Consider the following 16,229-nt stretch of genomic DNA (forward strand, 5'->3'; position numbering starts at 1 on the left):
AGTTTTCATTCTTTATTAAAAAAAGCAACAATTCATAACAATATTTACTTATCGCATGACGAATATATTAATGATGTTAAAAAATGAAATAAATGATATTCAAGCCGCAAAGAAAAGGATATAATAAATAAAAGTTTATAAACCTTTTTTACTAATACTTACTTTTTGTGGTGCACTCTAAATTTGTATGGAATTTGATATTTCAAAAGAAAAAATTGAAAGTACATATAAAAAAATTAAAAGCCATATTAATTAAAACACCATTGATTTTTGCAACAAAATTAAGTCAAATTACGGGCAATGAAGTATATCTAAAATTAGAAAACTTACAACGTGCCGGTTCATTTAAACTACGTGGGGCGTTAGCAAAAATGATGGAACTAAAACATGAAATAATTGCAAAAGGAGTAGTAGCAGCAAGTGCCGGGAATCATTCACAGGGGGTTAGCTTTGCAGCTAATTTATTAAAAGTGCCAGCAACAATTGTGATGCCGCAAACAGCACCAATTAGTAAAATTAATGCCACAAAAAATTATGGTGTTGAAGTAATTTTACATGGTGATTTTTTTGATGATGCTAACAAAAAAGCATTAGAAATTGCTAAAGCAGAAAATAAAGTTTTTGTTCATGCATTTAATGATTTTGATGTTATTAGTGGCCAAGGGACAATTGCAATTGAAATTTTAGAAGAATTACAAGATCTTGATTATGTTCTTGTTCCAATTGGCGGGGGGGCATTTTGTCGGGGATTGCCACTTATATCAAAGCAGTTAATCCAAAGTGTAAATTAATTGGAGTACAAACCCAAAATGTTACAAGTTATTATGAAGCACGAAAAATGAATAAACCATTTTCTGTTCAAGGTAAATTGTCAATTGCTGATGGAATTGCTGTTAAACAATGTGGGGATATTACTTTTAATATTTTAAATAAACATGTTGATGATGTTATTTTAGTTTCAGAAGCAGAAATTGCAGAAACAATTTTATTTTTATTTGAAAATTGTAAAATTGTGGCGGAAGGAGCCGGTGCAGTAACAACTGCTGCCGTATTATTTAATAAATTAAATGTTAAAGATAAGAAAATTGCCTGTGTCCTATCAGGAGGTAATATTGATGTAACAACATTTTTAAATATTACTAACCGTGCGTTGATTAACCAACGTCGTAGAATTATTTTAAAAATTGATGCCCCATTAGGAAAAGGACATATTAGTAAAATCACGAACATTGTTGATTCCCATGGGGTTCAAATTTATCAAATTTCTGATTCCTAATTAGAAAATAGTCTTGAAATTAATCGTGAAATTATTCGCTTAGTAATTGATATTAATATGCGGATTGAATTAACAAAGATTGTTGTTGATTTGGAAGAAGCAGGATATACGGTCATAAAAAAAGAATTTATTAATTCAATTACACCATAATGGAATTAATTCATACTGATCAAGCACCACAAGCAGTAGGTCCATATTCCCAAGCTATTAAACTTGCAAATGGATTTTTGTATATTTCTGGGCAATTAGGATTAAATCCTGCAACAATGCTTTTGGGCGATAATATTAGTGAACAAACAAGACAAGTATTAGCAAATATTAATGCTATTTTAAACGCTGCAGACTATACTAAGGACAATGTTATTAAAACAACAATTTTACTGAGTGATATTAATGATTTTGTTGTTTTTAATGAAATTTATGAAACTTTTTTTAAAGAGCACAAACCTGCACGTAGTACTTTTGCTGTTAAAGTTTTACCAAAAGCAGCTTTAATAGAAATACAAGTCATTGCTTTTAAAGAAAATGGTTAAGATTAATAAAAAGCATTTTTTAAATTCTTTTTATTTGTTGTTTTTAAACAAATAATTTTAAAAATATATTTTACTCAGCAAAAAAGTTGTTAAAGGCACAAGGGTGCTTTTTTTTTTTTTTATTCAATATAATGATAAGTATCTTAATAGGTATCTTTTTAAAGGAGGGTGGCATATTGCTGAAGAAGTTATTAACCCCTTTTAGTGTTCTCGTTTTAGGACTTGGCAGTAGTTTGTGGGTTGCTAGTTGTAAAACACGGGTGAACCATGATGTTGATGAAAATGATGTAGATGCCAATCAAGATTTTGCCATTTTAAATCAGATCAAAGCGGAAGCAAAGCAAACTTTTGAAGCGTGATGGGATACAAAGGCAACAATTGCTATTAATGATTATCCGGAACAAATATTATCTTTTACAGAGTTAGTAGCGGAACTACAATCAAAAGATGATGCTTTAACATTAACGAGTGAAACAATTAGTAAATATCGTTTTTTAACACAGTTGCTTACTGGTTTTAAAGCAGAATTTGTTAATTTGAATCAGAGTTTACTAGATCGCTATTCAAATTATTATGTTGATACGATGCCATTGTTGTTAGCGGATAATGATATTTCATTTACTTTGTATAATATTAATTTTGTTAACATTGCAAAGTTATTAAAAGGTACTTCGGAAGCGGTATTGGGAGTTACAGTGCAAGTTAATATTCCTTATGAAGTGCGATTTAAAGAAATGCAAGCGAGGGATAGCATTGAACCTGTAGTAGTTATAACTAATAATTTAGAAATTTTAAGAAATATTCAAGATAAATTAGAAGAATATTTTCTTAGTTTTATTGACAATATTTTTAAACCACTAGATTATAAAATTATTTGTACGGAAGACTTGTTTTTTAACGATATTAACCCAGATTTCTTAGTTTGGTCATTTATTAAAGAAAAACTAAAAAAGGAAGAAATTAAATTTTATGATAATGTTCACTCAACCCTGTTAAATAATGCTAATAACAAATTCTTTGATATTACGAGTCGCTTGTATGAAAGTGATTCTGTGTTGGCTTGAGCGGGTGAGGGGTATCCTGAGAAAAAATTGACAGTAGAAAACTTTTTAAAATTTTATAAAAAAAATATGCGAACAGATGGTGATTATTATATAAGGGCAATTCTATACAATTTTAGGCCAAACCAAAGTAGAAATGAAAATTTACCATTTGCAAAACCAAATAGTGCAATATTTTTTAAAACAAAAATTAGGGTTTTAGTTGGGAAAGAGAAAGTTGATTTAGATTTACAGGAATTTGCGGAAATAGTAATAGATTTTTGACATTATTATAAATTAGAAACATACAAGGATAATTATCGTTTGGTTTTTAAGATGCGGCAAAATGAGTTTGATGCATTAGTTAAAAGTGCTAGTGTTTGAAAGCAAAAAGTAGAAACAAAAAATTTTACGCCAATTTTTAGACCCATTTTTTGTTTTTTTAAAGAAAAATATAAATGAGATTTAAATTCTAAGTTCAAGATATACCTAAATAACTACAGGAATCAAAAATATAAAATTAATTTAATCAAAAAGCAAGGTTTTTTTGCTGTAGAAGTATTTAGACCATGACTAAAAATATTTTTTCCCTTTTATGAGATAAATTTTGGTTATAATTCTTTTGCTTATAGTTTCTTTATTAGACCTAGCAGTAAACAAGTTATTAATGATAGTGACTTTGTATTTTTACAGATGCTAAAATTTAAGGTTGGTTAATTTTTATAAAAATAAATTAAATAGTAAAAAAGATAATTACTGAAGAAATTAATAATATTCCAGCAATGATTAATAATATTTTTCGTGTTTTTTTAATTATTGCTTCTTCGTCAGTTAAAGTGGGTTGGTAACGGAGACGATGATCATTAAAGTAAGCTGCGGCTTGATTATTTTTATATCAGCCTAAAATTAATCAGATTAATAAAATTAAAACAAAGAAGCTAACAACAATTCATTCTGTTTTTTTGATATCTTTAAAGGCAAAAATTCCTAATAAAAAACTAATTCCAAGTAAAAATGCACTAGTTAAAACAGCAATTAAATAATGGTATCAAGTAATTTTTTTTAGTTTTTGATAAGTTTCTAATTTTATTGTTTGATTATGGTATGTTTCTTCAACAATTTCTTTAATTTCTTTTTCATGAATTTCTTTTTCTTCACGTTTTAATTGATGTAATTCTTTAAAAATATTTTTCTTTTTTGCCATTATTCCCCTCACATTAATATTTTTTAAATTTATTATTAAATTATATTGTATTTTTACAAAAAGTAAAATATAATTAAATAATATAAAATTATATTTTGTATCAAGTACATTATTTTGAATAAGTTATTTTAAGCACATTATTTTATTAAAATTTGATAAAAGGGACATTTTATTTTTCCTTAGAACTAGGGGGGGAAAAAATATATGAAAAATATTAAAAAAGAGAAAGATATTTCTAAAACCAATTTTGATATTAGTAAAGAATATGATAACAAGTTTGTTAATGTTGATTTAGATTATCAACAAGCAAATAAACGAACATCACTTTTTACTGAAATGAAATATAAAATGGCAATTTTTAATCATCACCGTCGGGAGTTTTTTGATCGTTTTCCATTAATAGGTTATTCATTAAAAAGAATCTTTTTTGCAATTATTACTTTATTGCTAGCAATTTGTGTAATTTTTATTTTATTGCGATTAGTAACTCCCGATGATATTTATATTAAAGACATTGATATTGATAAATTAAATATTTTACCAGGTACACCAGAATATAATGCTTTATTGGAGCAAAGAATGAAAATTTTTGGAGTATATGGCTCAATTTTAAGTCAATTATGAACATATTTACGAAATATTATGCCTTTTATTAAAAAAACAATAATTATTAATAGTTATTTTGATCCAATAACTGGTGAATTAGTTGGTGAAAAAGTTACAACATGATTTTACTTAGGAGTTGTTTTTTCAACAGCAGTAGCACAACCAGGAGAATTATTGTCAGATATCTTTGCACGAGCAATTCCGTATTCAATTGGTTTTGGGTCAGTTGCAGTGTTATTAGCTTATTTAATTGGTGTGCCATTAGGAATCATTGCGGCAAAAAATAAAGAACGTGGTGTTGATAATACCATTAATGCTGGGTCAATTATCTTTTTAGCAATTCCACCGGTTGTTTTAGTAGTAGGGATTTATTTAATTTCAATTAATGTTTTTTATGCTCATGGTTTATTTAGTTCGGGAACTTTTGATACTAAATTTTGACCAGTATTTGCAATTTTTTTAATGATAATACCACCAATTGTTATTAATACAAGACGATATGTTATTGATGAAATGACAGCTGATTATACTAAGTTTGCCCTATCAAAAGGAATGACTAATCGTTATATTTTCTATATTCATATTTTCCGTAATGCGGGGATTCGAATTTTTCGTTTATTACCAGCAGCTTTTGTAACAACAATTTTTGGGGCAAGTATCTTTGCTGAACAAAATTGAGCAATTCCAGGGATGAGTAAATTTATTGTCTCGGGCGTTGGAAACAAGGATTCCTTTGTTGTTATGGGATATATTCTATTAACAGCAACGGCTGGAATTGTTACTAGTTTAATAGCCGATATTATGATGGCGATATTAGACCCACGAGTGAAATTAACAAAATAAAGAGAGGAGTAAGATGATGCGAAGAGTTACAGGTGAAGAGTTACTTGATTTTCAAAGTTATGATATTAATAATTTAGATCCAAGTTTATTTGAAATTGTTGGTCTTCAACTAGAAGAGAATGAACGAATTTCAACGAAATCATATCGTTATTGAAAAGTAGTTGGTCAAATTTTAATTACTAAAAAAATGTTTATTGTTTGTTTATTATTATTACTTGCAATTATCTTATTAATAGCGATTGTCCCAATTGGTAAATTTGCGAACCCATTACCTGCTGATTTACCAATTCCTAATTATCAACAACCTTTAACTCCAAATGCAACTTATTTATTTGGACTGGGGATGAATGGCGAGAATTATTGAGATAAAATTTGAATTGGAATGCGAACAACCTTATTATTTACATTAATAATTGCCTTAATTCAAATTTTAATTGGTGTTATTGTTGGTTCAATTTGAGGATTTTATAAAAAATTTGATATTTTATTTATTGAAATTACACGCTTTTTAAATTTAGTACCAACACTAATTTTGTGATTAATTATTATTTTTGTTTTAGGTAAAACAATGCCCGTGATTATTTTTGCCGTATCACTTACTAGTTGAATTACTTTGGCAGAGGTTATCCGAGTCCAAATTATTTTAGTCCGAAATACCGAATATAATCTTGCTTCAAAAATGTTAGGAACATCTGGACCAAAAATTGTGACAAAAAATATTATGCCACGAATTTTACCATTAATTATTCAAACAGCATCCTTTGCTGTACCAATGTCTATTGCAATTGATTCAACATTAAATTACTTTAACTTTGGTTTTGTCCAAGGACGTGAAAATACAACATTAGGATTTATTTTAAATGAAGTATTAGCATCTAGTAAGTGACAATATTATCCACATTTATTAATTATTCCTATTTTTTTTATTGCTGGAACATCGGTTTTATTTTTCTTATTCGGAAAAGTATTTGCTGACTCATTAGACACCAAAAACCATTATAAATAAAAATAACGTATTAAAAGGAGATATTGCTTTATGGAAAAAGAAATTGTTATTTCAATTAAAAAATTAATAATAAAATTTAAAACTCGTGCCAATATTTTAACTGCTATTCGAAATATTTCTTTTGATATTTATGATGGTGAAACATTAGCAATTGTTGGTGAGTCGGGGAGTGGTAAGTCAGTTATGACGAAAACATTTACTAATATGTTAGAAAGTAATGGCTGAATTAGTAATGGTTCAATTGTTTATTCGCCTTCAAAAAATATTTTAGCGGATGATTTAGCGTATTTTCGAAAACCAGTTCATTTAGTTGATTTCCATAAAATTTTATTAGATAATAACTTACAAAAAAATATTATTAAGTATAATAAAAAACGAATTATTAGAACAACACAAAAAATAAAAATGATTAATAATTTGGAATTAACTAATTTGCAAACAGCAATTATTGATTTACAAAATAAAATTGAAGTGTTAAAAAAACAAATTAGTTTTAGTCATTCAAACCGAATTAATAATAAAATAGGAAAACTTAATGCACAATTAAAGGAATATAAAAATCAACAAGAGATGTTGTTAAATCCTGAATTAAAACAAAAAAAGATTGAATTTTTACAAAATCGAATTGTTGGTTATAAGAATGAAATTGACAAAATTAAAAAATTAACTTGAAGTGAAAAACGATTATTAGGGAAAAATATTCAGTTTTTAAAAAATTATTTTGAGCAAAAAATTATTCCTTTGCCAACAGAATTTAGTAAAATTCAAACTTATTTTAGTAAAAAAACTTATACCGATGTGATTCGCTATCGGATTAACAAATTAAATCAGTTAATGGCGAGTGGAAAACCATTGGATGCTGCTAATTTTGCTAATGTATATGAAGAATGAAATTTAATTAAAAATTTTGAATTTATCAATAAATTAAAAGCGGCAAAACAAATTAGTAAATTACGTGGTCCAACAATAGCAACAATTTTCCAAGATCCAATGACATCGTTAAATCCATTATTATCAGTTGGTTTTCAAATTTCAGAAGTATTACGAAAACATCGTAAAATGTCACGAGCAATGGCAAAAAAAACAGCAATTGAATTACTAGAAAAAGTTGGAATTCCAAAGGCTAAAAAGCGTTATTATGATATCCCGGGAATGTATTCGGGTGGAATGCGCCAACGGGTAGTTATTGCAATTGCTTTAGCTTGTCAACCAAAAGTTTTAATTTGTGATGAACCAACGACAGCCTTAGATGTTACAATTCAAGCACAAATTCTGGATTTAATTAAATCATTACAAAAAGAATATAAATTTACTGTTATTTTTATTACCCATGATTTAGGCGTTGTCGCAAATATTGCTGATCGGGTTGCTGTAATGTATGCTGGTCAGGTTATTGAGTATGGAACAGTGAATGATATCTTTTTTGATCCAAAGCACCCCTATACTTGATCGTTATTATCTTCTTTACCACAATTTGGTCAAAAGGGGGAAGACCTTTATTCAATTCCTGGTTCACCACCATCATTATATGCAAAAGTATATGGAGATCCATTTGCTCCTCGTAATCAACATGCGATGAAAATTGATTATTTATTAGAACCACCAATGTTTAAAGTAAGTGAAACACATTATGCAAAAACATGACTATTAGATCCACGAGCTGCAAAAGTAACAAAACCAAAGCAATTACAACAGTTAGAACAAATTAAAAATGATACAAAGGTAGGTGATTAAGATGAACAAAAACGAACAAGAACGGTTTATTATGGTTCGCGATTTGTTAATTCAATTTCGCCAAAAAAATAAAAAAGTAAATGCAGTTAGAGGGGCAAGTTTTGATATTTACCGTGGAGAAATTTTTAGTATTGTTGGTGAGTCGGGAAGTGGTAAAACAACGATTGGCCGTGCCATTGCTGGTGTGCAACCAATTAAAGATGGAACCATTTATATGGATAAGCATTTGATTCGGGGAAAACCACCACAATTATATAAAATTAATTTAGATATTAATGAAAAATTGCGATTATTACGAAATAATAATATGTTATTAAATAAAAATTTAAGTAACTATATTAATAATTTAAAAATTAGTTATTATCGTTATTTTGAAAATAAAAAATATGTTGTTAATACGAAAGAATTAATACCCTATACAAATAAGCGATATTTAATAACAACTGACCTTGAATTAAAGAAAGTTGATTTACTAAATTTTAATCATAGTAATAATCATTTTACATTAGTAAAAGAAATGTATGAACATAATTTAATTTTATTAAAAGATATGTTAAAAGCTTATCAACAAATTTTTCGTTTTATAGATAATTTGCATGAATGAATTCCATCATTATCTCTTGCCCTAGAAGAAAAAATCAAAGGTCGTGTCCGCGGAAATATTGAAATTATTGAAGGAAATATTTTATTAGGGAATCAAATTTATAAAGTTCTTTTAAAATTAGAAGAAAATCGTAATGCTCTAAAAGAAAACCTTGTATTAGAACAAGCACAAAAATATTATGATGCTTCTTTTGAACAATTAGCAAATTTATTATCAATTCATACTAAATTGTTAAATGAAATTCATTTTTTACATAAAAATCAACGGGCAGTTTTTATTCTTTTTGTTCCGAAGAGAAAACGAAAAAAATATATTTTAAGTTATAATAAACGTTTTAATGTTTTTAAAAATGATTTTGAAAAGGCATATTTACAGGAATTACAAAAATTAGAATTAGAATCGCAAACAAATCCACAAGCAATTATTGCCTTACAGCAAGCATATCAAACCAGTGCTTTAATGATAAAAATTGCAACAACAGATATGGCAAAGACATTAAATGAATTAGCAACCAAGTCTAATTTGAAAAAAAATTTAGCAGCATTACCAGATAATGAATGAAAAGAAGGATTAATGACTTTGATTAAGAAAAGTGCAACAGTAGAACAGCAACAAATGATGCTTGCTGATTTATCATATTTAGCACGACATGGGGTTTTTCGTGATCAAACAACAATTAAATTATATTATCAATGAGTAGGTAAGAAGTATAAAACTTCAGAATCGGACATTATTGCTTCTAATCGTTTATTAGATTTATTAGATTTACCATTAATTGATGAAATTGTTAAAAATGCGGAATTGTTTAAATTACCAACAAGGCGAGAAAATAGTTTACAAAAGAAAAAAATTCAAATGATTTTTCAAGATCCATCTTCGTCATTAAACGATCGAATTTCAGTTGAAGAAATTATTGGAGAAGGGTTAACAAATTTTCCTGAATTATATCAAAATGATACTTCTCGCCAGTTATATTTAACTTATTATAATAATAATTTAGGAAAAAATGAAAAACAATTAAAGTTAGAGCAAATTAAAGATCTTGATGTTAAACGTTTCTTAATTTTAAACATTTTAAAAGAGGTTGGATTATTACCAGAACATTTATCACGTTATTCACATGAATTTTCAGGAGGACAACGACAACGAATTGGTATTGCTCGGGCATTAATTATGAAACCACAATTTATTATTGCTGATGAACCAATTTCAGCATTAGATGTTTCAATTAGAGCCCAAGTTTTAAACTTATTAAAAAAATTTCAACAACAATATAATTTAACTTATATTTTTGTTGCCCATGATTTATCGGTTGTTCGGTTTATTGCTGACCGAATTGCTGTTATTTATCATGGTCAACTTGTTGAATTAGCAAACGCTGAAGAGTTATTTACTAATCCATTACATCCATATACGCGTGCATTATTATCAGCAATTCCGTTACCTAATCCAAATTATGAAAAAGAAAAAGTTCATTTTATCTATGAACCAGAAAAAGAACATTGAGATTACTTATTTGATTTACCAGAGTTTACTGAAATTAAAACGGGGCACTATTTATTTGGGAATTCACGTGAAATTGCTGCAGCAAAAGCTAAACTTGCTATGGCAGTTGGCAGAAAGGAGGGGTAACGATGTTTAAAAAGAAATTGGCATTTTTTGCTAGTTTTACGGCAATAACAACAGTAACACCATTAGTTGTTTCATGTGGAATTAGTTTAGATTTGTTAGCAAATCGTTTAATTACCGATAATGTTTTTCGTTCTATTTTTAAATTCCCCTTAACATCATGGTCAAGTGCATCAACAATGTTAGTTGATGATAATAAAATTTTAGCTGATGTTCTTGGAACATTAGTAGCAACTGATAAATATAATCGTAGTTTCGGTGATCTTGCTGAGCAAAAAGATAAAACATCAAAATATGTTGGAATTCCTAATGCTGATCAAAGTGAATGAAAATATAAAATTTCACCACAAGCAAAATGATTTGATTATCAAGGTAATTTTCAACGGCAAGTTAAAGCTAGTGATATGATTAATACTGCTAAGTTTGTTTTATTTCCAAAGAATTTATCGGCAACATCAGGATTATGACGAACTTTTATTAGTGGGGCACAAGAAATTTGAGATTATTTTCAGGCAGGTAATTATCAACCAGATTATTATAATGCTCCAATTTTAAAAAAATTAGGAATGACAATTAATGAGGCTGATGATGAAATTACCATTAAATTAACAAAGTCAGCAGAATATTTTGATACTTTAATGACTTATTTAGCTTTTGCACCATTACCAGAAAAGGCGTTACGACAAGGTTATAATTATGGGACTAATTATAAAAATATTTGGTATTCAGGAGCATATTTAGTTGAAAAATATAGTTCAACTTCACAAATTTTATTGCGAAAAAACCCTGCTTATCGACATGCCAAATTAACATACATTGATAAATTAAATTATACTTATTTAGCAAATAATGATGTTTCGCGTGAACGTGTTTTATTTGAATCAGGTGATGTTAATAATTTTCTAGTTGAACCAACAGATAGTAATGGTTGAAAGAAATATGTTGGTTCTAATCCTGCTAATCCAATTTTTAGTGGTGCATCAAGTATTATTAATCCTGATCCAACAACATATACAATTATTCATAATTATGCGAATAGTGATATTTTAAATTCAAACCCAGTTCGTGCTAAGCGAGCATTAAATGCAAGTAAGGCGTTACAATATGATAAAGTTCGAAAATATTTAGCAACCCAACTAGACCGTAGTAAATTTGTTAAATATTTTTCCGAAGCCCTAGGTGATTCACCAACTTCCAAGTTTTTACGAAATGTTTATACTGCACGTTATTTTGTTTATAATAGGGATATTGATTATGCATCATATGTTGAAGAAGCATATGCAAACCATTTTTTAGATGGTAATGCAATGGCTGCCAGCCAACTATTAAAAGATGGTAGTGATGCTTTATATCATAACAAAGATTTATTAAAAAATGATGATAATATTTTAAATGATATTCGCACTTGATTACAAACAAATATTGGTGCTTCACAAGTTGAATTTCGCTTTTTAATGAATGGAGCATACACATTAACAATTAATAAATTTTTATTGAATATGATTGACTCATTTAACGCTGAAAATGATGTAATTAAAATTATTCCAGATATTACTGTTGATGCTACAGCATATGGAACCCGTCGTAAAAAAGCAGATTGAGATATGCAATCAGGAGGATGATCACCAGATTATGCTGATCCATATACTTACTTATATACCTTTTCCTTAGGTGGTGATTTACAATATTATTTTGGAACTTCACGGATTTTTAGTGACCTAAAATTAACGAATAACCTTGCACCAGACTATGCAACAGTTAAGGATCAATTGAATAATCCATATTGAAATCTTTTAAAAAATACAACAGCAATTGAAAATTTTTATAATGTTTTTAAAAATTATACTAACCAAGTTGCGGCAAGTGATGAAATTACTGATCCCGTTCGCTTAGCTGATCGTTATCGAGTCTTTGCCAAAGTTGAATTTAATGCTATTTATACTAATTTTATGTTTATTCCAACTTATGTTCCGAATGGATCATATCAAATTCAAATTTCATATGTAAAACCACGAACACAAGTTAAAATTGGGTATGGTAGTTCAAAATATAAACATTGAGGAATGGTTTTAAATCCGTACTTACTAACGACACAAGAATACCAAATAATTGAAAAACGTTATCAACAACAATTAGCAATTATTCAAACTGATTATGCGGCGTTTAGGGAGGATTATTAATATGAAAAAGTTGTTAACATCTTTTACGGCTTTAATGGTTATTAGTGTTCATGTGACTGTTGTCAGTTGTGTTAGAATGGAAACGCGTGATCGTAGTAAAATTTCGTTATCTTTATTTAAAAGTGAATTAGCTTTAATTCCTGTTTTTAAAACACAACAACCAACCACAAAAGTAACTGAAACGATATTTCAAAATGCAGTTTATGATGCATTAGAAACAAACGAATATCATGGTGAAATTCCAAATGCGAAATTAAAATTTATTTATTATGACAAGGATGGAATTTCAAAATCGTGAACTGATTTACCATGACAACCACTAGCAAGTAATGGTGCAAAGACAGCATTATTATGATTACAAATTATTGCTAATAAGAATAGTATCCATTTTGCAGATAAAACTGATATTATTTCGATAACATTATATCAAACCCAACCACTTGCATTAGATACCATTACATTTAATTGTGAAGCGAAAGTGTTAAAAGCCTTATCAGTTGAGAATATGATGGCTTATTTTGCTATCTTAAATCCAACATTTTATTTCTCACCCCGTCATTTTGCAATTACTAAAAAAACTGATTATGTTATTATTAAGGCGTTATCAACCTCAAATCGATATCGTGGTGAAAATAGTATTAATATTTAGGTCACCTTACAATTTTATAAAATTAAAATATTTGGAGAAAATTTGTTTAAAAGAAATTTTCTCCTTTTTATTGATTTTAATAACTATCTGTTTAAAATTACGATATAATTAAACTACGAACAATAGAAAGGGAAGGAGAAGATGATTAGTGTAAACGATTTCCGCCCAGGATTAACGTTTCAATATGAGGGTAATATTTACGTAGTAATTGAAGCACAACATTCAAAATCTGGTCGTGGGCAAGCACATGTTAAAACAAAAGTTAAAAATTTGCGTAGCAATGCAACAACAAATATTACTTTCACTGGTGGTGATAAAGTTGAAAAAGCAATGATTGATAAGGTTGAAATGCAATATTTATATGATGATGGTACGAATGTTATTTTTATGGATACGCAAACTTATGAGCAATTAGAAATTCCCTCAACTAATTTAGTTTGAGAAAAAAACTTTTTAAAAGAAGGAGTAATGGCTTCTGTTACCAAATATGATGGTGAAGTATTGGGAATTATTTTACCAGATAAGGTCGATCTAACAGTTACTGAGGCAGAAGCAGCAGTAAAAGGTGATACTAGTTCTGGTGCAATGAAAAAAGCAGTGCTAGAAACTGGCTGAGAATTACAGCTTCCGTTGTTTATTAAAGAAGGAGAAGTTATTACTGTTTCAACTAGTGATGGAAAATATTCCGGACGAGCTTAATTTTAACAATTCATAAAAGGAGAGATTGAAGATGAATAATAATTTTAATGAATTAACAATTGAAAATAATCATCGTGGGACAATTGTTGTTAGTTTATTAACAATTAAAAAGATTATTTTATATTCAATCAGTGATATGACTCACCAATATTTTGCAGATAAAGTTGAATGTCGCATGATTGATAATTCATTATTGCACATTTATATTAGTGGAAAAGTAATGGCAAAAGAAAACCTAAATGATTTAACAGTTGAAATTAATGAAGCAATTATAAAAGAATTAAGTTATTCGTTACAAATTAAACCAAAAAATATTAGTATCGCTTATCATCATTAATAATTTAATAGCGAAGTAACTATAGAAAAAATAAAAATATTATGAATTTGGTAATACCTTGCAAAGTTATTACCAAATTTTTATTTATTCTGATTGCTTTCAATGATAGTATTATTTTATATTAAAAATTTATCAATTATTAATTTAGCAACATAACAAAATTATCACAATTTCAGAAAGGAAATACAAAATGAAAAAATTACTAAGTTTATTATGTGTATTAACTATCAGTGGAACTACAATGCAAACTGTTATTGCTGCTAGTAGTTATGAAAAAAATGATATAGAAAATTGCAAAAGAAAGAAAAGAGAAAATAATGATAAATTTTTACCAAAATTAATAAAAAATACTAAATTAGGAAAAATTCCTACAAATAGCGAAGAAAATATTTTAGACCAAGTTGTTCGTTTAAATAGAAATATTAATAGAAATGATATAACTATTAACAGATTATTAAATAATCAAGCACAAATTGTATTGCGAGAAAGATTAGAAAATAATAGTTTCCCAGAAAATAATTTTATTTGAGTAACTTTTGAAACAGATCCTGATATTGAAATTCAAGTAGGTAATTCAATTTTTTATAATCTTAATCCTGTTACAATTAATTCAAATAAAAATAATTATTCTTATTTATTATTTGATAATAGAAACAACTTTAATCTTGGAATAATACCAGATAATCGCGGAACTACAATTATACAATATATAATAAATAATTTTCCCGGTTTTCTAGATATTATTGAACCTTGAACCGATGTTGTTTTAGAAAACATTACTTATTCAACTGCAACTTTATTAACTTCAACATTTGGAAGAAATGATGCACAAATATTAGTAACATTTACCCCACAAAGAATTGACTTAAATTCAATAATTACAATTACTGATTTAGGAAGGATTAATAAGTTAGATGTTGTAGAAAGAATATTTAACTTGTATCCTCAATTACGAAACACTAATATATATGTAAATTTTATTTCATTAACATCTGCAAGAATTTTTGTTTCAGATGATGACCCATTATATTTTGGTAGTGTTTCAGTTTATTTTGAAAATAATGTTGGTGATAAAGAAACACAAAAAGAAGAAAACAAAAAAAATGATTATTCAGATTCAAATGAAAAAGATACAAAAATTAATTTGTTAGTTTGACCTAATGAACATAATAAAGGTTCAATTAAACCTTCAAAATCAACACTGCTAAAAGAAAGTGATAAGTATGAACAGATTGCAAATTTGAATAAAAAAAATAATCCTTCAGTAATATTAAAAAACTTAAATTTAAATTGAGACATAACTGGTCCAATTACAAATGATAAAAAAATCGAAAGTAAAAAAATAAATTTAATTAAATGATCAGATTATGCAAATAGTTTAAAAGAATTTAAAGAAAAATATAAACATATTAAATTTAATGATTTTAGTGCATCAGCAGGTGGACAAGGAACAACAATATCTAAAAAAACAAATATTGAATTTAATACACAAAAAATAGGTGATAAACAAATATACAAAGAAATTATAAAATATGATTTTCTTAATTTTGTTCCTATGATTTTTATAAATTATGTAGAACAATTTGCCAGTCTATATATTAATAATTTATTTTTTGAAGGAGAATATCTAAAAGCAAGAATAATTTCATATACTTATTCTTGAACGGCTATATATCATGTCTGAACAAAAATGAAAATTGGAAGTGTTGAATTTTATTAAAAGAGTAAATAGACTGCACCCCAAAAAGTAAGATCCATGATCTGAATGAATTATTATGTCACTTATATCTTTTTTTTGTTTCTTTAATTTTATTAATTGCAGCATCTAAATTGTTCATAACAATTTTGTTATCATTATATTTTGATCACTGTACATCAACAATTTCTTT

At 27.4% G+C, this 16,229-nt stretch carries 12 protein-coding genes and 1 pseudogene; 12 read left to right on the forward strand and 1 reads right to left on the reverse strand.

Annotation, left to right across the window (positions count from 1 at the left end; genetic code table 4):
• Window positions 1–170: 170 nt before the first annotated feature.
• The 3 genes and pseudogenes from ilvA (at window position 171) to D9R21_RS01485 (ending at window position 3,566) form a co-directional block, all read left to right on the forward strand.
• Window positions 171–1,276 (forward strand): annotated as a pseudogene (ilvA, locus tag D9R21_RS08100) (threonine ammonia-lyase).
• Window positions 1,277–1,425: 149 nt separating this feature from the next.
• Window positions 1,426–1,809 (forward strand): RidA family protein, encoded by a 384-nt coding sequence (locus D9R21_RS01480; RefSeq protein ID WP_126820799.1) that lies wholly within the window; start codon window positions 1,426–1,428, stop codon window positions 1,807–1,809.
• 176 nt (window positions 1,810–1,985) lie between these two features.
• On the forward strand, window positions 1,986–3,566 hold the full coding sequence (locus D9R21_RS01485) for a hypothetical protein (protein ID WP_241568650.1): 1,581 nt from the start codon (window positions 1,986–1,988) through the stop codon (window positions 3,564–3,566).
• Window positions 3,567–3,582: 16 nt separating this feature from the next.
• Here the strand turns inward: D9R21_RS01485 and D9R21_RS01490 are convergent, their stop codons facing one another.
• Entirely contained in the window at window positions 3,583–4,053 is a 471-nt protein-coding gene (locus tag D9R21_RS01490) for a hypothetical protein (protein WP_126820800.1), read from the reverse strand.
• A gap of 204 nt (window positions 4,054–4,257) precedes the next feature.
• Between D9R21_RS01490 and oppB the strand changes: the two genes are divergently transcribed.
• From oppB to D9R21_RS01535, 9 genes are all read left to right on the forward strand, one after another.
• Entirely contained in the window at window positions 4,258–5,502 is a 1,245-nt protein-coding gene (gene oppB / locus D9R21_RS01495; protein ID WP_126820801.1) for an oligopeptide ABC transporter permease OppB, read from the forward strand.
• Between the two features lie 16 nt (window positions 5,503–5,518).
• Complete coding sequence (gene oppC, locus D9R21_RS01500) at window positions 5,519–6,508, forward strand: oligopeptide ABC transporter permease OppC (protein ID WP_126820802.1); 990 nt, start codon at window positions 5,519–5,521, stop codon at window positions 6,506–6,508.
• Between the two features lie 30 nt (window positions 6,509–6,538).
• Window positions 6,539–8,242: an oligopeptide ABC transporter ATP-binding protein OppD gene (gene oppD, locus D9R21_RS08605; RefSeq protein ID WP_126820803.1), complete on the forward strand. Its 1,704-nt coding sequence runs from the start codon at window positions 6,539–6,541 to the stop codon at window positions 8,240–8,242.
• A gap of 1 nt (window position 8,243) precedes the next feature.
• Window positions 8,244–10,478, forward strand: coding sequence for an oligopeptide ABC transporter ATP-binding protein OppF (gene oppF, locus D9R21_RS08610; protein ID WP_126820804.1), 2,235 nt, complete (start codon window positions 8,244–8,246; stop codon window positions 10,476–10,478).
• Between the two features lie 2 nt (window positions 10,479–10,480).
• Entirely contained in the window at window positions 10,481–12,655 is a 2,175-nt protein-coding gene (locus D9R21_RS01515) for an ABC transporter substrate-binding protein (protein ID WP_126820805.1), read from the forward strand.
• 1 nt (window position 12,656) lies between these two features.
• Complete coding sequence (locus D9R21_RS01520; RefSeq protein ID WP_126820806.1) at window positions 12,657–13,304, forward strand: hypothetical protein; 648 nt, start codon at window positions 12,657–12,659, stop codon at window positions 13,302–13,304.
• A gap of 141 nt (window positions 13,305–13,445) precedes the next feature.
• Entirely contained in the window at window positions 13,446–14,003 is a 558-nt protein-coding gene (gene efp, locus D9R21_RS01525) for an elongation factor P (RefSeq protein WP_126820807.1), read from the forward strand.
• Window positions 14,004–14,034: 31 nt separating this feature from the next.
• On the forward strand, window positions 14,035–14,340 hold the full coding sequence (locus tag D9R21_RS01530) for an MMB_0454 family protein (RefSeq protein WP_126820808.1): 306 nt from the start codon (window positions 14,035–14,037) through the stop codon (window positions 14,338–14,340).
• Window positions 14,341–14,530: 190 nt separating this feature from the next.
• Entirely contained in the window at window positions 14,531–16,060 is a 1,530-nt protein-coding gene (locus D9R21_RS01535) for a hypothetical protein (protein ID WP_126820809.1), read from the forward strand.
• Window positions 16,061–16,229 lie beyond the last annotated feature (169 nt).

The organism is Spiroplasma endosymbiont of Megaselia nigra (genome assembly GCF_003987485.1).
Lineage (GTDB): Bacteria > Bacillota_I > Bacilli_A > Mycoplasmatales > Mycoplasmataceae > Spiroplasma.